Genomic DNA, 17,764 nt, shown 5'->3' with positions numbered 1-17,764 from the left:
CGCATGGATCACCGAACCTCACTCATGCGGATGTCGCCATCTCCGCATGATCCGTGATTAGCTGCGGGCGGAACCAGCAGTGCAGCCGGAAGGTGGATTCGCATGCCGTACGAGGTCCAGGGGGTCGTTTCGCGCGCGAAGGGTGAGCCCGTCTCGCTGGAGACCGTGCTCGTGCCCGATCCCGGGCCGGGCGAGGCCGTCGTGAACGTGCAGGCCTGCGGGGTCTGCCACACCGACCTGCACTACCGCGAGGGCGGGATCAACGACGACTTCCCGTTCCTGCTCGGCCACGAAGCCGCCGGCGTCGTCGAAGCCGTCGGCGAGGGCGTCACCGACCTCGAGCCCGGCGACTACGTCGTCCTCAACTGGCGCGCGGTCTGCGGCACCTGCCGGGCGTGCAGGCGCGGCAAGCCCTGGTACTGCTTCTCGACGTTCAACGCGGCGCAGCCGATGACCCTCGGAGACGGCACCAAGCTGTCGCCCGCGCTCGGCGTCGGGGCCTTCCTCGAAAAGACCCTCGTCCACAGCGGACAGTGCACCAAGGTCAGCCGGGAGGCCGAGCCCGCGGTCGCCGGGCTGCTCGGCTGCGGTGTGATGGCCGGGCTCGGCGCGGCCCTCAACACCGGTGCCGTCACCCGCGGCGACTCGGTCGCGGTCATCGGCTGCGGCGGCGTCGGGGACGCGGCCATCGCGGGCGCGAAACTCGCCGGCGCCACCACGATCGTCGCGATCGACACGGACGACCGGAAACTGGAGTGGGCCAAGGACTTCGGTGCGACCCACACCGTCAACAGCAAGGGACTCGCCGAGGCCGAAGTCGTCGAGGCCATGCAGGACGCGACGAACTCCTTCGGCCCGGACGTCGTGATCGACGCCGTCGGCCGCCCGGAGACCTGGCGGCAGGCGTTCTACGGGCGCGACCTCGCCGGCACGGTCGTCCTGGTCGGCGTCCCGACGCCGGACATGCGCCTGAACGACCTGCCGCTGATCGACTTCTTCTCGCGCGGCGGCTCGCTCAAGTCGTCGTGGTACGGCGACTGCCTGCCGAGCCGCGACTTCCCGATGCTCGTGGACCTCTACCTGCAGGGCCGGCTGCCGCTCGACAAGTTCGTCACCGAGCGCATCGGCGTCGACGGCGTCGAGCACGCCTTCGAGCGCATGCACCACGGTGACGTCCTGCGCAGCGTGGTGACCTTCTGACCCTCTTCACCGACGACGAGTACCCGGCCGAGCCCTACCCGGGCACCCGGCCGGGCCATTCGTTCGTGCACGTCGACGGCGTCGGGCACCCGCTCGACGCCGCGCCCGCGGGCTGGCGCGACCGGATGGCCGTGCTGGCCTACGGCTCGAACGCGAACCCGTCGAAGATCACCTGGCTGCGCGGGCGGCTCGGGCTCGAGGGCCCGGTCGTGGTGGCGCACGCGCGCTGCGGCGGGCTCGCCGCGGTGTGGGCCGCCGGCTTCCGCGTGGTCGACGACCAGCGCCCGGCCACCCTCACCGCCACGGACGGCGTCGAAGACCACGCGATCTGGTTCGTGACGCCGGACCAGCTGGCCGTGCTCGACCGCTGCGAGGGCCGCGGCACGCGCTACCACCTGGCCCGGCTGACCGAACCCGACATCACGCTCGAAGACGGCACCCGCCTGAGCGAGGTCCACACGTACGTCGGCGCCGCGCCGATCCGCTACCCCCTGCTGGTGGACGGCAAGCCGGTGCGCACCGCCGACGTCGCCCAAGCCGAGGCGGCGGCGCTCGAAGGCGTCGCCGCGGGCGGCCACGGCGTCCCCTGCGAAGTGCTCAGACCAGCTTCCCCGGGTTGAGGATCCCGGTCGGGTCCACCGCGGACTTCGCCGCGCGCAGCACCTCGACACCCAGCTCGCCGATCTCCGCCTTCAGGTACGGCGCGTGGTCGACGCCGACCGCGTGGTGGTGGGAAATCGTGCCCAGCCCGGTGATCGCCTCGCACGCCGCCGCCTTCGCGCGCTGCCACTGGCCGATCGGGTCGGTCTCGTCGCGAGCGGCCAGGACCGTGAAGTACAGCGAGGCGCCGGTCTCGTACGCGTGCGAAATGTGGCACATGACGATCGACCGGCCCAGCGACGACGTCAACGCCGCCCGGACGTCGTCGCGCAGTTCGTCCACATGGGACCAGTACGCCGCGGTCTCCAGCGTCTCGACGCAGACCCCTTGGTCCAGCAGGGCGTCCCGCTGCCGGGGTCCGGCGAACCGGCCGTGCCGCCAGGACTCGCCGAGCGCCTTGCCGACGCGCACGGCACCCGAGGCCTTCAGCCGGCGCGCCGTCTCGCGGCGACGCAGCGCCACGTCGTGCGCCGTGCCTTCCCAGCCGACGATGAGGAAGCACGGCCGCGCCACTCCGCGCGCGGCGAGGTACCGGCGCAGCGCCGTCGTCTTGAGACTGGCGTTCAGCGCCAAGGAGACTTCGGTTTCGTCGCCGTCGGAGAGCCGGGTGACGTCGGCCAGGGCGTGGTGCTGCGCGAGGTCGCGCACCGCCGCCGCGCCGGCCTCCCAGCCGGGCAGCGCGTACCCCTCGTAGCGGCGGACCGGCGGCGCCGGGCGCACCCGCAGCGACACCTCGGTGATCACGCCGAGCGTTCCTTCGCTGCCGACCGCGAGCTGGCGCAGGTCCGGGCCCGCCGCCGACGCCGGCGCGACCCCGAGCTTCCACTCGCCGCGCGGCGTGGCCAGCCGCACGCCCTTGACCATGTCTTCGAAGCGCCCGTAGCCCGACGACGCCTGCCCGGCCGAGCGCGTCGCCGCGAAACCGCCGATCGTGGCCCGCTCGAACGACTGCGGGACGTGCCCGAGCGTCAGGCCGTGCTCGCCGAGGAGGCGCTCGGCCTCGGGACCGCGGACGCCGGCCTGCAGGACGGCGAGGCGCGACTCGGCGTCGACCGACACCAGCGCGTCGAGCCGGACGAGGTCGAGCGCGATCACCGACGCCTTCTCACCGCGGAGCGCGGCGACCCCGCCGACGACCGAGGTGCCGCCGCCGAAGGGCACCACCCCGACGTCGTGCCGGACGCACACTTCGAGCACCGCCTGGACCTCGTCCGGGTCCGCCGGCAGCACGACCGCGTCGGGCACCGGGAAGTCCGCCGAAGGCGCGCGACGGCGGAGCAGATCCAGGTAGGACAGTCCGGTCGCGCGCGCCAGCCGCTCCGCGTCGCCGACCAGCACGTTTTCCGCGCCGACCACTTCCGTCAACGCGGCGACAGCAGATTCGTCCAGTTTCGGTGACGGTATTTTCACCGGCAAATCGCCGGCTGGGGCAGCACCGGGAGCCGTCGGGCCGATACGCTGTTCAAGCCACTTGGCCGCCCGCACGGGCAGCCGGGCGGCGTCGGCGGCTTCCGGGGTCCAGGACCGTCGAAGGCGGTGGTCAATGAGCGCGTTCACCGATACAGTGTGACACATGGACGTGAAACGTCACACTACGGAGACCGCGGGATCCTCGGCGCTCGCGGACACCCGCAACCGTCAGACGGCGACGCGCGTGGCCGATGACGTGCTGCTCGACGCCGCGCGCTCGTGCGTGCTGGCCGTCGGTGTGCGCCGCACCACACTCGCCGAAATCGCCCGCACCGCGCGCGTCAGCCGGATGACGGTCTACCGCCGTTTCCCGGACGTCCGCAGCGTGCTCGCCGCGTTGATGACCCGGGAGTTCAGCGGGCTGCTGCGCACGGCGAGCGAACGCGGCGCCGAGGCCGCGAACAGCCGCGAGCGGCTCGTGCTCATCGCGGCGGCCGGCGTCCGCGCGCTGGCGGCCGACCCGCTGTTCCGCACGCTGCTCGACGTCGACCCCGAACTGGTCCTCCCGTACATCGTGGAGCGGCTGGGCGCGACGCAGAAGTTCGCCGAGCAGGCGCTGCACCAGCTGCTGGAGGCCGGCCACCAGGACGGGTCGATCCGGCGGGCACCGGTCGCGGTGCAGTCCCGGTCGGTGCTGCTGGTGGTCCAGTCGTTCGCGTTCTCGCTGCGGCCGGCCACGGCGGACGTCGGCGAGGCCGCGCTGCTGGCGGAGTTCACCCACGTGCTCGACGCGGCACTGAAGCCATGACGTCCGGCTCGCTCAACGCGCGGCGCCGCGAACGCGAGCTCGCGGAGCTGGCGGCGGGCGAGCGCGTCGACGTCGTCGTGGTCGGCGGCGGGGTGACCGGAACGGGCATCGCCCTGGACGCGGCTTCGCGCGGGTTGTCGGTGGCGCTCGTCGAGGCGCACGACCTGGCGTTCGGGACGTCCCGCTGGTCGTCGAAGCTCGTGCACGGCGGCCTGCGGTACCTGGCGAAGGGCGAGCTGGGCCTGGCGCACGAGAGCGCGGTCGAGCGCGGCATCCTGATGACGCGCACCGCGCCGCACCTGACGCGGGCGATGCCGCAGCTGTTTCCGTTGTACCCCAGCACATCCCGGGCGCACCAGGCACTCGTGGCGGCCGGCCTGCGGGCCGGCGACGGCCTCCGCCGGGCGGCGCGGACACCGTCGTCGGTGCTGCCGCGGCCGCGTTCGATCCCTGCTGCCGAGGCTCTGGCTCTGGCACCGGGACTTTCCGCTCACGGCTTGCGCGGCGCCCTGCTGGCTTACGACGGCGCCTTGGTCGACGACGCGCGGTTGGTGGTTTCCCTGGCGCGGACGGCAGCCTCGTTCGGCGCCCGCATTTTGACGCACCTGTCGGCTTCGTCGCTGTCGGCGGACCGGGTACGGGTCCGCGACGGCGTTTCGGGTGACTCGCTGGACATCCACGCGCGCCAGGTGATCAACGCGACGGGCGTGTGGGCGGGGACGCTGACCGGCGCGGTCCGGCTGCGGCCGTCGCTGGGTTCGCACCTGGTGCTGGCGCCGGGCACGGTCCCGATGGGGACGACGTCGGTGAACATCGGGGTGCCGGGCGAGACCAACCGGTTCGTGTTCCTGCTCCCCCAGCCGGACGGCCGCGTCTACTTGGGACTCACGGACGAGCCGGTCTCGGGCCCGATCCCCGACGTGCCGGCGGTTCCCGAGTCCGATGTGGACTTCCTGTTGTCGCTCGCCTCCTCGGTACTGGCCCGGCCGCTGACGCGGGCGGACGTGGCGGGCTCGTTCGCCGGCCTGCGGCCGCTGGTCGAGGGGACGAGCGGACGTTCGGCGGACCTGTCCCGCAAGCACGCGGTGCTGGTGGGCTCGGACGGGCTGCTGACGGTCGTCGGCGGCAAGCTGACGACGTACCGCCGGATGGCGGAGGACGCGGTCGACGCGGCGGTTCGCCTGGCCGGTCTCAGTGCTTCCCCGTGCCGGACCGCGCGGTTGCCGTTGCTCGGGGCGGCTTCGCGGTCGGATCTGTCTCTTGTGGACGCTGCGCCCCGGCTGGTGGCCCGCTACGGCACGGAGGCGCCGCGGGTCGCGGCCTTGGGCGAACTGGACGCGGAGTTCGCGGCCCCGGTGGCCCCGGGAGCGGACATCACGGCGGCCGAGGTCGTGTGGGCGGTCCGCAACGAGGGGGCGCTGGACGTGGCGGACGTGCTGGAGCGCCGGACGCGGCTGGCGTTGATCCCGGCGGACGCGGAGGCCGCGGCGCCGCGGGTCGCAGAGCTTGTCGACAAGTCGCTCGCCGGCCTCGCCTGACCCGGCAGTCGTCCCGCCAGGCCAACCTGATCCGGCGCACCCAATGTGGCCTTCGGTGCGTTCAACGCACCGAAGGCCACATTGGGGCGCTCGAGGCAGCCGGAAAACTCGGACTTGATGTTCTCTTGAGTTGACGACTCGTTGGGTTTTTGCAACAGTACCTTCCATGAGTCCGGTCAGACGCGGCAAAGAGCTGCCGATCTACAACCGGCTCCCCGTGCTCCGGGCCGAGCGCGGGCTGAGCAGGGCCGCGCTCGCGAACGCCGTCGAGGTCAATCCGCAAACCATCGGCGCTCTCGAGCGGGGCGATCACTATCCGAGCCTGGACCTGGCCTTCCGGATCTGCGCGGTGTTCGACCTGCCGGTCGAAGCGGTGTTCAGCCGCGCGCCGTTCACGCCGCTGTCCACCCAGGTCTACCGCGAGGGGGGAGCATGACCGAACGACCGGGCCGGCTCGCGGCCTACTGGGAACGTCAGCTGGACAAGATGGACGAGCGCGAACTGCGGCACGCCCGGCGGCTGCCCGGCTGGCGCGACCGGCGGCACCGGCGGCCGCTGGTCGCCGCGCTGGCGCTCGCCGACCTCGGGCTGATCGTCAGCGCGTCGATCTTCACCACCGGCAGCGACTGGCTGTACGGCGCGCTCTGGTGCGGCAGCATCCTGCTGGGCGGCGGCACCTTCGTACTGCTGCGGATCCTCACCGGCCGGATGAGCGGCGGCTTCTCGCGGTTGCTGGACGAACGCGAGCGCGAGTGGCGCCACCGCGTCACCTACGCCGGGTTCCAGATCCTCAGCTACCTGATGATCGTCGCGATGATCTACGGCCTGCTGGTCGCCCACACCGAAGACGGCGGCGTCCGCGGCGCGATGATGCTGTCGGCGCTGCTGGTCACCGGCACCACCATGCCGACCATCGTGCTGGGCTGGTCGCTGCCGGACGACGACCCCGAGGACTTCGAAGAGGGGATGGGGAATGACTGAGGGGACGCTGGAGATCGACGGGATCTCCAAGCGCTACGGCGCGAAGGTCGCGCTGGACGGCGTCACGTTCGACGTCCGCGCCGGGGAGCTGTTCGGCTTCGTCGGCAGCAACGGCGCCGGCAAGACGACGACCATGCGGATCGCGCTGGGGGTGCTCGCCGCCGACGGCGGTGAGGTCCGGTTCGGCGGCGAAAAGATCACGCACGAGGCCCGCACGCACATCGGCTACATGCCCGAGGAACGCGGGCTCTACCCGAAGATGAAGGTCCTCGAGCAGCTGATCTACCTCGCCGAGCTGCACGGCCTCAGCGCGAACGAGGCCCACCGCAACGCGGAGAACTGGATCAGCAGGCTCGGCTTGGCCGACCGCCGCAAGGACGAGGTGCAGAAGCTGAGCCTCGGCAACCAGCAGCGCGTCCAGCTGGCCGCCGCGCTGGTGCACGACCCGGCCGTGCTGGTGCTCGACGAGCCGTTCTCCGGCCTCGACCCGCTGGCCGTCGACGTCATGAGCGGCGTGCTGCGCGAGAAGGCCGCGACCGGCGTGCCGGTCGTCTTCTCCAGCCACCAGCTCGACCTCGTCGAGCGGCTGTGCGACCGGGTCGGGATCATCCGCACCGGCCGGATGGTGGCCGTCGGCACCGTCGGCGAGCTGACTTCGAGCGCGCGCAGCAAGCTCGTGGTCACCGCCCCGGCCGCGCGCCCCGGCTGGGCCGCGGGCCTGCCCGGCGTGCGCGTGCTGGAGGAGAACGGCACCACCACCGTGTTGGACCTCGACCCGGGCGCCGACGACCAGGCCGTGCTCGCCGCGGCTTTGGCGACCGGGCCGGTCACCGAGTTCAGCCGCCGTCGCCGGTCGCTGACCGAGCTCTTCCGCGACGCCGTGTCCGACGGTGCCGGTTCGAAAGAGGGGGAACCGCGATGAGGAAGCTCAGTGCCCGCCGGGCCGTCTGGCTCGTGATGAAGCGCGAGCTGAACACCCGGCTGCGCACCCGCTCGTTCGTCATCGGCACGGCCGTGCTGCTGGTGCTGCTGCTGGGGTACGTCGGGTTCCAGACCGCGCTGGCGGGTTCGGCGGACAAGAACGAGGTCGGGCTGACCGGCCAGGCGATCGGGATCGCCCAGCAGCTGCAGACCGAAGCCGCCCTGTCCGGCCGGGAGATCTCGACGGTCGTCGTGACCGATCCAGCCGAGGGCCGCAAGAAGGTCGAGGACGGCGACCTCGACGCGCTCGTCTCGGGCAGCGCGGCGAAGCTGACCGCCACCTACAAGTCCTCTTTGGACGATCAACTGCGCCGGGTGCTCGACCAGGTCGCCCAGCAGCAGGTGCTCGACGGCGTGTTGTCGTCCGCGCAGCTGGAGCCCGCCGACGTGATGGCGCAGGTCAACGGCACTCACGTGCGCGACGACGCTCTCTCACCGGAACCCGCCGACCACACGCAGCGGCTCATCGTCGGGCTGATCGTGGCGTTCCTGCTCTACATCAGCATCATCACCTACGGGACCATGGTCGCCCAGGGCGTCGTCGAGGAGAAGTCGAGCCGGGTCGTGGAGATCCTGCTCGCCAGCGTGCGGCCGTGGCAGTTGCTGCTGGGCAAGGTGATCGGGCTCGGCCTGGTCGGCTTGACGCAGCTGGTGATCCTCGGCGCGGCCGGGCTGGTCGCGGCGTCGGTGACCGGCGTGTTCAGCCTGTCCGGCTTCGCCACCGGCACGCTGCTGTGGGGCCTGCTCTGGTACCTGCTCGGGTTCCTGCTGTACGCGACGATCTACGGCGCGCTGGGGTCGCTGGTGTCGCGGCAGGAGGACACCCAGTCGGTCGTCTCCCCGCTCAACATCATCCTCGTCGTCGGGTTCATCGCCGGGATCAACCTGCTGCTGCAGGACCCGTCGGGGACCGGGGCGAAGGTGCTTTCGCTCATCCCGCTGCTCTCGCCGATCCTGATGCCGGCCCGGATCTCGACCGGTGCGGCGGCGGGCTGGGAGATCGCGCTCTCGCTCGGGCTTACCGTCGCGCTCGTCGCCTTGCTGACCTGGCTGGGCGGCAAGATCTACGGCAACAGCGTGCTGCGCATCGGCAGCCGGATCAAGCTGTCGGAAGCCCTGCGCGGCTGAGGTCCGTCCACAGTGTCCGTCTACGACGGACGACGAAGGGGAAGGAGCACCGGCCCCTTCCCCTTCTCACGTTATAGCGCACCCCCGGGCTTGCGGCAAGACCCGGTTCTTGCCGCAGAATCACCGTCCTGACCGGAGATCCGCGGAATCGGGAGTGATCGAGTGCGTGTTCTGTTGTCCGGGTATGACTCGCGCGGGGGCGTCGAGCCGCTGGTGGCGCTCGCGGTGCGGCTGCGGGCGCGCGGTGCCGACGTGCGGGTGTGCGCGCCGCCCGACGAGGAGTTCGCGCGGCGGCTGACCGGCGTCGGCGTGGAGATGGTGCCGGTCGGCCAGGCCGTGCGGCCGCTGGTCACCGGGGCGAAGCCGCCGACGGCGAAAGGGCTTCCCGAGCGCGCGGCCGAGCTGATCGCCGCGCAGTTCGCCGCGGGCGCGCAAGGGTGCGACGCGGTGGTGGCGACCGGCCTGGTGCCCGCCGTGGCGGGCGCGCGGTCGGTGGCCGAGCAGCGGGGCATCCCCTACCTGTACGCGACGTTCCAGCAGCTCACGCTGCCGACACCGCACCACCCACCGCGGCTGACGCACGCGAACCTCTCGCTCCCGTCGGACACCGGCCACCGGGCGCTGTGGGAGCTGGAGGCCCGGAACATCGACGCGCTGTTCAAGACGCCGCTCGACGCCCAGCGGGCGGCCCACGGCCTGCCGCCGGTGGGCGGCGTCCTCGGCTACGTGCTCGGCGACCGCCCGCTGCTGGCGACGGACCCGGTGCTCGACCCGTGGCGCGAGACGGCCGAGCTCGACGTCGTGCAGACCGGCGCGTGGATCGTGCCGGACGACCGCCCGCTCCCGGCCGGCCTCGAGGCGTTCCTGAACGCCGGCGAACCCCCCGTGTACGCGGGCTTCGGCAGCATGCCCATGCGCGCTTCGCAGGACGCCGCGCGCGTTGCCATCGAGGTGATCCGCGCGCACGGCCGCCGGGCGGTCGTCGGCCAGGGCTGGGCCGATCTGGGCCTGGCCGATGACCGGGACGACTGCTTCGTCGTCGGCGAGGTCAACCACCAGGCGCTGTTCGGCCGGTGCGCCGCCGTCGTCCACCACGGCGGCGCGGGCACCACGACGACCGCCACCCGGTCGGGCGCGCCTCAGGTGGTGGTCCCGCAGGGCGGCGACCAGCCGTACTGGGCCGGCCGCGTCGCCGAGCTGGGCATAGGCGCGGCGCACGACGGCCCGGTGCCGACCGTCGAATCCCTGTCCTCCGCGCTCAAGACGGCCTTCGAAGCCCAAGCGTGCGCGACCGCCGTCGCCGCCACGATCCGGACCGACGGCGCGGAAGTGGCGGCGAAGCTGGTCCTCGACGCTATGAAGTGATCTTTCCGTACCGCTCCAAGGAAACCTGGCGCTCGTGGGCGTGGTCGACCATGGGCTCCGGGTACTCCTTCGGGCGGTCCTTCAGCTTGTGGACGGCCTTCCCGGCGACGGCGCGCAGCTCCGGCACGTACTTGCGGACGTAGTCGCCGTTCGGGTCGAACTTCTCCCCCTGCGTCGTCGGGTTGAAGATCCGGAAGTACGGCGCCGCGTCGGTGCCGGAGCCGGCGACCCACTGCCAGTTCAGCTGGTTGGACGCGAGGTCGCCGTCGACGAGGTGCTTCATGAAGTGCCGAGCGCCGAGCCACCACGGCAGGTGCAGGTCCTTGACCAGGAAGCTCGCGACGACCATCCGGACGCGGTTGTGGATCCAGCCCTCGGCCAGCAGCTGCCGCATCCCGGCGTCGACGATCGGGTAGCCCGTCTTGCCCGCGCACCACCGTTCGAAGGCCTCGCGGTCGTCATCGTGCTTCATCCCGTCGAACCGCTTGTCGTAGTTCTTCCGCGCGGTTTCCGGGCGGTGCCACAGGACGTCGGCGTGGAACTCGCGCCAGCAGAGCTCGCTGCGCAACGACTTCGCGCCGGCGCGGTCGTCCCCCGCCAGGTCGGCCAGCAGCGTCCGCGGGTGGACGCAGCCCCAGCGCAGGTACGGCGAAAGCCGGGTCGTGCCTTCGCGGTCCGGGCGATCACGATCGGAGTCGTAGGTCTCGACGCCGTCGTCCAGGAACTCGTGCCAGACGTCCAGCGCGGCCTGCTCACCCGGCTCGGGCAGCGTCGCGGAAACCTTGGGCGGCTTGGGGATCTTCAGCGAGCGCGGCGGCTCCACCCAGTCCACAAGGGACGGTCCGGTGTCGGCGGGCCCGCGCCACCCGTGCGCGGTCCACGCCCGGAAGAACGGCGTGAAGACGCGGTACGGATCGCCGTCCGGCTTGGTGACGCGCCCCGGCGTCACGGCGTACGGCGAGCCCGTCTCGACCCAGTCCATGTTGTTCTCCGCCAACGCTTTCGCGACTTCGGCGTCCCGGCGGCGACCATAGGGTCCGGTGTCGGCGCTGACGTGCACTGCCGCGGCACCGATCTTCTTCGCGGCCTTCACGACCTCGGCCGCGGGTTCGCCGCGCACCAGCATCAGCCGTCCGCCGAGCTGCTCGTCCAGCTTCTCCAGGCACCCGTACAGGAACGCCTCGCGCGGGGCACCGCCCGGCTTCAGCAGCGCCTCGTCGAGGACGTACAGCGCGAGGACGTGCTTGCTGTGCTTCGAGGCTTCGAGCAGGGCGGCGTGATCGCCCAGCCGCAGGTCGCGACGGAACCACAGGACGACGGGTGCTTCTCGAGTCACGACGGACAACGATAAGCGCCCCGCCGTGCGGGTGCACGACGGGGCGCTCATCGATCAGCTGAAAGAATCAGCGCTCCGACATCGGGGTGTAGTCCCGCGAAGCGTGGCCGGTGTAGATCTGCCGTGGGCGGCCGATCTTGGTGGCCGGGTCGTTGATCATCTCGCGCCAGTGCGCGATCCAGCCCGGCAGGCGGCCGAGCGCGAACAGCACCGTGAAGAACTTCGTCGGGAAGCCCAGCGCCCGGTAGATCAGGCCGGTGTAGAAGTCCACGTTCGGGTACAGCTTGCGCTCGATGAAGTAGTCGTCGGAAAGCGCGGTCTCTTCGAGCTTCTTGGCGATCTCGAGCAGCTGGTCGCCGCCCTTGAGCTTGCCGAGGATCTCGTCGGCCGTGTTCTTGATGATCTTCGCGCGCGGGTCGTAGTTCTTGTAGACCCGGTGCCCGAAGCCCATCAGCTTCACGCCCTTTTCCTTGTTCTTCACCCGCTCGACGAACTTGGCGACGTCGCCGCCGTCGTTCTTGATGCCCTCGAGCATGTCGAGCACCGCGGCGTTCGCGCCGCCGTGCAGCGGGCCGAACAGCGCGTTGATGCCGGCCGAGATCGACGCGAACAGGTTCGCCTCGGACGAGCCGACCAGGCGCACGGTCGAGGTCGAGCAGTTCTGCTCGTGGTCGGCGTGCAGGATGAACAGCAGGTCGAGCGCCTTCGCGATGTCCGGGTCGACCTCGTACGGCTCGGCCGGGAACCCGAACGTCATCCGCAGGAAGTTCTCGACCAGGCCGAGCGAGTTGTCCGGGTACAGCAGCGGCTGGCCGACGGACTTCTTGTACGCGTACGCGGCCAGGGTCGGGACCTTGGCGAGCAGGCGGATGGTGGACAGCTCCACGTTCGGCTCGTCGAAGGGGTCGAGCGAGTCCTGGTAGAAGGTCGACAGCGCCGACACCGCGCTGGACAGCACCGGCATCGGGTGCGCGTCGCGCGGGAAGCCGCTGAAGAACGCCTTCAGGTCTTCGTGCAGCAGCGTGTGCCGCTGGATCTTCTCGGTGAAGTCGGCCAGCTGGGCCTCGGTCGGCAGCTCGCCGTAGATCAGGAGGTACGAGACCTCGACGAAGGTCGACTTCTCGGCCAGCTGCTCGATCGGGTACCCGCGGTACCGGAGGATCCCGGCGTCACCGTCGATGTAGGCGATGGCGGACGACGCGGCGCCGGTGTTGACGAACCCGGGGTCGTAGGTGATGTACCCCGTCTGCGCCAGCAGCTTCCCCAGTTCGATCCCGGGCGCGCCCTCGACCGGGTGGACGATCTTGAACTCGTGCTCGCCACTCGGCAGGGTCAGCTTCGCGGTTTCGCCGCCGGACTGCCCCGCAGTCGTCGCGTCGGACATGCAAGTCCCTCTCACGTTTCGTCACGGGTCGGCGGCGCCTGCGGGTTCCACAGGTAGCCACGTGTTCACGCGAGGAAACACTGGCGCCTCGCTGCACACCGCCCCGCTGGGGTATGAAGAATGCCTCTCTACGCTAGTCGAGATACGTGCGTTCGCGCAGCGGTGACGTTGCTCCTGGGTGCCCCTTTGGGACCAGGTTCACACGGTGGACGCCATATCGGCGGACGTGGGCGGCTCGGCCCCGCTCCGCGAAACGGTGATGGACGCCGCTTTCGCCGCGAACTCCAGCGCCTCGCGCCACGCTCCCGCGTCGAGTGAGGCCAGGTCGGTGACGTCGCGGGTGTGCAGCCAGGCCAGCAGGGCGCCCTGCACGGTGTCGCCGGCGCCGATGGTGTCGCGGACGGTGACCTTTCGCGACGGCACGTGGGCCAGCTCACCTGCGGCGGTGATCACCGCGACGCCGTCGGCGCCCCGGGTGAGCACCACGGCGTCCACACCGGACTCGATCCACGTCTTCGCGGCGGCGACCGGGTCGGCCCCCTCGGTCAGCCACGCGGCGTCGTCGTCGGAGATCTTGAGCAGCCGGACGTCCGGCAGCCAGGACGCGAACCGGGCGCGGTAGGCGGCCGGATCGGTGATCAAAGCCTCGCGGATGTTGGGGTCGAGGACGGTCAGCACACCGCGGGCGGCCTCGCGCCGCAGCATCGCCTCGTACGCCGACGCGCCGGGCTCGAGGACCATCCCGAGGGTGCCCAGCGAGAGCGCGGTCACGGTGCCCGGCAGCGGGCCCGGGTCCGCGACGAGCCGGTCCGCGGTGCCCTCGACGTAGAACGTGTAGCGCGCGGCACCCTTCGCGTCGAGCGCGACGACGGCGAGCGTCGTCGGCTCGTCGCCGCGCTGCAGCAGCGACGTGTCGACGTCCGAGGCGTGCAGGCGCTCGACCATCGCGTCGCCGAAGCGGTCGGTGGACACGCGCGAGAGGAACGCCGTCGGCACGCCGAGGCGGCCGGCCGCCAGCGCGACGTTGTACGGCCCGCCGCCGAGGCGGGGCAGCAGCGCGCGCAGCCCACCGTCCACAGTGGAATCCAAGGGGTCACCGGGAACCAGGTCGACCAGAGCTTCTCCGCCTACGACGATCACGCGGGGAGTTTAATGGAGTTCAGGCTGACAATTCCTGTCCGCTATTTGTTCAGCCCGCCGAGCAGCAGTTCACCCAGGGCGGTGAACGCTTCGGCGTCGGAGACGTCGATCCGCTGCCCGAGCACCCCGGTCTGGATGCCCTCGATGATCAGCCCGGTCATCTCGGCCACGAGCCGGGCGTGGACGTCGCGGAAGACGCCGTCGGCGACCCCCTTGTCGATGAACTGGCGCAGCCGCTGGGCGGCGAACCGGCTGTTGACCTGGTAGGCCTCGCGGGCCGGGCCGAACTCGGCGAGGTCGCGCATGAACGACGGCGACGCCCGGTTCAGGTGCTCGGCGACGCCGGCCAGGTACTCCCCGATGAGCTTGCGGGCGTCGTCGATCCCGGCGATCCGCTCCTCGATCCGCGCGCCGGCACCCCGGAAGAAGTGGGTGACGACCTTGACGGCGAGCTGCTCCTTGCTGGGCGCGAGCGCGTAGAGCGTCGACTTCGAGCAGCGCAGGCGCCCGGCGAGGTCGTCGAGGGTGAAGTCCGCGAAGCCCTCGGCGAGGAAGAGTGCCTCGAGGTCGCCGAGCAGGGCGCGCTGGCGCGCGGTCGGCCGTCGGCGGGGTTCGGGGGGCATCGGCTCACTATCTCCTACGTCTTCCGGCCACCCCAGGCCCGTCGTACTGTACTCTAACCAAGCCCACAGTACTGTTTTCAGTACCGCTTTGGAGGACACCGATGCCCGCCGAACGCCTGCTCCCGGATTCGGACGCCGAGGACCTCGTCGCGCTGGCCAGGGAAATCGCCCGTGACGAGCTCGCTCCGCGCGCGGCGGCGGCCGAAGAGGCCGAACAGTTCCCCCGTGAGCAGTTCCGCCTGCTCGGCAAGTCCGGCCTGCTCGGGCTGCCGTACGCCGAGCGCTGGGGCGGCGGCGGGGTGCCGTACGAGGTGTACCTGCAGGCCCTCGAGGAGATCGCGACGGCGTGGATGACGGTCGGCGTCGGGCTGTCGGTGCACACGATGTCCTGCTACGCGCTGGCGGAGTACGGCACGGACGAGCAGCGCGGCGAGTGGCTGCCGGACATGCTGGAAGGCGATCTGCTGGGCGCGTACGCGCTGTCGGAGACCCAGGCGGGCTCGGACGCGGCGGCCCTTTCGACGCGCGCGCGTCTCGACGGCCCGGACTACGTCGTGAACGGCACCAAGGCGTGGATCACGCACGCGGGCGTGGCGGACTTCTACACGACGATGGTCCGCACCGGCCCGGAGGAGATTTCGTGCCTGCTGGTCGACTCCTCGACCGACGGCCTGTCGGCGGCCCCGCGCGAACGCAAGATGGGCCTCACCGGCTCGCCGACGGCCCAGATGGTGTTCTCGGACGCCCGGGTGTCTTCGTCGCGGCTGCTGGGCGAGCCGGGAGACGGGCTGCGGATCGCCCTGTCGTCGCTGAGCTCCGGCCGGCTCGGCATCGCGGCGTGCGCGGTGGGCCTGGCCCAGGCGGCCCTGGACGAAGCGGTGACGTACGCGAAGGGCCGGTCGCAGTTCGGCCGGCCGATCATCGACTTCCAGGGGATCGAGTTCCTCCTGGCCGACATGGCGGCGACGGTGGAGTCCTCGCGAGCGACGTACTTGGAGGCAGCCCGGCGACGTGACCGCGGGTTGCCGTTCCAGCGGCAGGCGTCGATCGCCAAGCTGGTGGCGACGGACGGCGCGATGAAGGTGACGACCGACGCGGTCCAGGTCCTGGGCGGGGCCGGGTACACGCGGGACTTCCCGGTGGAGCGGTACATGCGGGAGGCGAAGGTGCCGCAGATCTTCGAAGGCACGAACCAGATCCAGCGGCTGGTCATCGCGCGGGAGCTGAAGAAGGCATAGCCGGTCGAGGGAAAGGTGTCACACGCTCGGTACAAATACGGTTACTCATGGTTGCACTTGAACCGTGAGACAATTCCGGCGACGTGAGGAGTAGCTGTGACTGCACTTCCCCAGCCGCGCCCCGCTCGCCGGTGGGAGATCCCCGATCACCTGCTGACGATCGAGGAGTACGCGGAACTCGGTGAAACCGACTCAGGTTTCACCGAGCTTGTGGAAGGCCGCATCGTGATGTCACCCAGCCCTATTGCCGACCACAACATCGTGGTCTTCGAACTGGGGCAGCAACTCGCCGGCCAGTTGCCGAACCATCTCCGCGTTCTGCCCGAGACCGACGTGAACCTCGGTCTGGCTCCCCCGGGCAGACCGGGCTTTTCCCGCCGCCCGGATCTGCTCATCGTCGAGAGAGCCGGGGTTGCCCGCATTCGCGAAGACCGCACCATGCTCCGGGCGGAAGAGGTAGCCATCGTCGTCGAAATCGTGTCGCCGGGCTCGAAGCGCACCGACTACCACGTCAAACACGACGAGTACGCCGACGCAGGAATCCCGCACTACTGGATCGTCGACATCTCCGAGCCAGTCTCACTGGTCGCGTGCCACCAAGCCGGCGAATTCGGTTACCAGGACGCCTCAGCGGTCACCGGCACCTTCACCACCGAAGTCCCGTTCCCGGTCAAGATCGACCTGAACGCGCTCCTCGACTGATCGGACGGCACGCCGGAACCGCCCGGTTACCGGCGTGCCGTCCGAAACTCAGCGGGCCTCGCGGTACCGCCGGTCCTTCGAGACGCCCTCGCCGAGCGTCTCGTCGAAGTGATACACCTCATCGCCCCGGACGAACACGCGCAGCGCGCGGTTCATCACATCGAGCGGGTCGCCGCTCCACAGCACCACGTCCGCGTCCAGGCCGGGCTTCAGCGAGCCGATCTGGCCGTCGAGGCCCAGCATCGAGGCCGGGTTCACGGTCAGCGAGCGAAGCGCCGTCGCCGGGTCGAGGCCGTCCTTGACCGCCAGGGCTGCCTGGTAGACCAGGAAGTTGATCGGGATCACCGGGTGGTCCGTCGTGATCGCGATCTTCACGCCCGCCCGCGCCAGGATGCCGGCCGAACGCAAGGTCCGGTTGCGCACCTCCACCTTGGACTTCGTGGTGAACAGCGGCCCCAGGATCACCGGGACGTCGCGCTCGGCGAGCAGGTCCGCGATCAGGTGGCCTTCGGTGCCGTGGTTGATCACCAGCTTGTAGCCGAACTCGTCGGCCAGCCGCAGCGCCGTCACGATGTCGTCCGCGCGGTGGACGTGCTGGTCCCAGTACAGCTCGCCGTCGAGGACCTTCGACAGCGTCTCCAGCGTCAGGTCGACCTCGTGCGGCTTGCCCTCGGACTCCGCGTGCGCGCGCTTCGCCTGGTAGTTGCGGGCCTTGGTGAACGCCTCGCGCAGGATCGCCGCGACGCCCAGCCGGGTCGACGGCGTCTGCTTCTTCTCCCCGTACACGCGCTTCGGGTTCTCGCCGAGCGCGCTCTTCACGCTGACGTGCTCCGCGAAGACCATGTCGAGGATGCTGCGGCCCCAGGTCTTGACGCCGATCGTCTGGCCGCCGATCGGGTTGCCCGACCCGGGCTTGATGACCACGCTCGTGACGCCGCCGGCCAGCGCGTCGTCGAAGCCGGACTCGTAGGGGTCGATGCCGTCGATCGCGCGGAAGCGGGCGCCGTTCGGGTCGGTCATCTCGTTGGTGTCGTTGCCGGCCCAGCCCTCGCCCTCCTCGTGCACCCCGAGGTGCGCGTGGGCGTCGATGAAGCCGGGCAGCACCCAGGTGCCCGCCGCGTCGACCAGTTCGGCGTCCTCCGGGATGTCGACGTCGGCCTCGGTGCCGACCGCGACGATCTTGCCGTCGTCGATCAGGACCGTGCCGCCTTCGATGGGATCACCGTCGATGGGGACGACATGGCCCCCGACAATTGCCTTCGCCATAGTT

Annotated in this window: 17 protein-coding genes; 11 read left to right on the top strand and 6 right to left on the bottom strand. The window is 70.8% G+C overall.

The genetic code is table 11. The annotated features are described in order from the left end of the window. The first annotated feature begins 102 nt into the window (after nucleotides 1–102). Both QRX60_RS16615 and QRX60_RS16610 read left to right on the top strand, forming a co-directional pair. Entirely contained in the window at nucleotides 103–1,200 is a 1,098-nt protein-coding gene (locus QRX60_RS16615; RefSeq protein WP_286001670.1) for an S-(hydroxymethyl)mycothiol dehydrogenase, read from the top strand. Nucleotides 1,201–1,265: 65 nt separating this feature from the next. After that, complete coding sequence (locus QRX60_RS16610) at nucleotides 1,266–1,820, top strand: gamma-glutamylcyclotransferase family protein (protein ID WP_286001669.1); 555 nt, start codon at nucleotides 1,266–1,268, stop codon at nucleotides 1,818–1,820. Here the strand turns inward: QRX60_RS16610 and QRX60_RS16605 are convergent. Continuing rightward, on the bottom strand, nucleotides 1,798–3,417 hold the full coding sequence (locus QRX60_RS16605; RefSeq protein ID WP_408630234.1) for an FAD-binding oxidoreductase: 1,620 nt from the start codon (nucleotides 3,415–3,417) through the stop codon (nucleotides 1,798–1,800). The two genes, QRX60_RS16610 and QRX60_RS16605, sit on opposite strands and share 23 nt — an antisense overlap. A 97-nt stretch (nucleotides 3,418–3,514) precedes the next feature. Between QRX60_RS16605 and QRX60_RS16600 the strand changes: the two genes are divergently transcribed. From QRX60_RS16600 to QRX60_RS16570, 7 genes are all read left to right on the top strand, one after another. Continuing rightward, the gene (locus QRX60_RS16600; RefSeq protein WP_286003614.1) at nucleotides 3,515–4,078 is read left to right on the top strand and encodes a TetR/AcrR family transcriptional regulator; all 564 of its coding nucleotides are present in this window, start codon (nucleotides 3,515–3,517) and stop codon (nucleotides 4,076–4,078) included. Further along, complete coding sequence (locus tag QRX60_RS16595) at nucleotides 4,075–5,616, top strand: glycerol-3-phosphate dehydrogenase/oxidase (protein WP_286001668.1); 1,542 nt, start codon at nucleotides 4,075–4,077, stop codon at nucleotides 5,614–5,616. The genes QRX60_RS16600 and QRX60_RS16595 overlap by 4 nt, the downstream gene beginning before the upstream one ends. 166 nt (nucleotides 5,617–5,782) lie before the next feature. Further along, a complete protein-coding gene (locus tag QRX60_RS16590; RefSeq protein WP_284742952.1) occupies nucleotides 5,783–6,052 on the top strand; it encodes a helix-turn-helix transcriptional regulator in 270 nt (89 codons plus the stop codon). Further along, nucleotides 6,049–6,597, top strand: coding sequence for a hypothetical protein (locus QRX60_RS16585; RefSeq protein ID WP_286001667.1), 549 nt, complete (start codon nucleotides 6,049–6,051; stop codon nucleotides 6,595–6,597). Before QRX60_RS16590 ends, QRX60_RS16585 begins: the two co-directional genes overlap by 4 nt. Next, the gene (locus QRX60_RS16580; protein ID WP_286001666.1) at nucleotides 6,590–7,519 is read left to right on the top strand and encodes an ABC transporter ATP-binding protein; all 930 of its coding nucleotides are present in this window, start codon (nucleotides 6,590–6,592) and stop codon (nucleotides 7,517–7,519) included. The genes QRX60_RS16585 and QRX60_RS16580 overlap by 8 nt, the downstream gene beginning before the upstream one ends. Further along, entirely contained in the window at nucleotides 7,516–8,706 is a 1,191-nt protein-coding gene (locus tag QRX60_RS16575; protein ID WP_286001665.1) for an ABC transporter permease, read from the top strand. Before QRX60_RS16580 ends, QRX60_RS16575 begins: the two co-directional genes overlap by 4 nt. A 162-nt stretch (nucleotides 8,707–8,868) precedes the next feature. Beyond that, complete coding sequence (locus QRX60_RS16570; RefSeq protein ID WP_286001664.1) at nucleotides 8,869–10,071, top strand: glycosyltransferase; 1,203 nt, start codon at nucleotides 8,869–8,871, stop codon at nucleotides 10,069–10,071. Here the strand turns inward: QRX60_RS16570 and QRX60_RS16565 are convergent. The 4 genes from QRX60_RS16565 to QRX60_RS16550 form a co-directional block, all read right to left on the bottom strand. Continuing rightward, entirely contained in the window at nucleotides 10,061–11,407 is a 1,347-nt protein-coding gene (locus tag QRX60_RS16565) for a cryptochrome/photolyase family protein (RefSeq protein WP_286001663.1), read from the bottom strand. The two genes, QRX60_RS16570 and QRX60_RS16565, sit on opposite strands and share 11 nt — an antisense overlap. Nucleotides 11,408–11,474: 67 nt before the next feature. Continuing rightward, entirely contained in the window at nucleotides 11,475–12,791 is a 1,317-nt protein-coding gene (locus QRX60_RS16560) for a citrate synthase (RefSeq protein ID WP_286001662.1), read from the bottom strand. 198 nt (nucleotides 12,792–12,989) lie between these two features. Continuing rightward, nucleotides 12,990–13,931: a carbohydrate kinase family protein gene (locus QRX60_RS16555; RefSeq protein ID WP_286001661.1), complete on the bottom strand. Its 942-nt coding sequence runs from the start codon at nucleotides 13,929–13,931 to the stop codon at nucleotides 12,990–12,992. A gap of 41 nt (nucleotides 13,932–13,972) precedes the next feature. After that, nucleotides 13,973–14,554 carry a TetR/AcrR family transcriptional regulator gene (locus QRX60_RS16550; protein ID WP_286001660.1) on the bottom strand — a complete coding sequence of 194 codons (582 nt, stop codon included), beginning with the start codon at nucleotides 14,552–14,554 and terminating at the stop codon, nucleotides 13,973–13,975. Nucleotides 14,555–14,655: 101 nt separating this feature from the next. On the opposite strand from QRX60_RS16550, the gene QRX60_RS16545 reads away from it, so the two are divergent. After that, nucleotides 14,656–15,792 carry an acyl-CoA dehydrogenase family protein gene (locus QRX60_RS16545; protein WP_286001659.1) on the top strand — a complete coding sequence of 379 codons (1,137 nt, stop codon included), beginning with the start codon at nucleotides 14,656–14,658 and terminating at the stop codon, nucleotides 15,790–15,792. Nucleotides 15,793–15,888: 96 nt separating this feature from the next. Continuing rightward, complete coding sequence (locus QRX60_RS16540; protein ID WP_286001658.1) at nucleotides 15,889–16,494, top strand: Uma2 family endonuclease; 606 nt, start codon at nucleotides 15,889–15,891, stop codon at nucleotides 16,492–16,494. Nucleotides 16,495–16,542: 48 nt separating this feature from the next. Here the strand turns inward: QRX60_RS16540 and QRX60_RS16535 are convergent, their stop codons facing one another. After that, the gene (locus tag QRX60_RS16535; RefSeq protein WP_286001657.1) at nucleotides 16,543–17,760 is read right to left on the bottom strand and encodes an amidohydrolase; all 1,218 of its coding nucleotides are present in this window, start codon (nucleotides 17,758–17,760) and stop codon (nucleotides 16,543–16,545) included. Nucleotides 17,761–17,764 lie beyond the last annotated feature (4 nt).

Source organism: Amycolatopsis mongoliensis, from assembly GCF_030285665.1.
GTDB lineage: Bacteria > Actinomycetota > Actinomycetes > Mycobacteriales > Pseudonocardiaceae > Amycolatopsis > Amycolatopsis mongoliensis.
The sequence above is the reverse complement of the archived record's forward strand: the minus strand, read 5'-3'. Positions and strand labels throughout refer to the sequence as shown.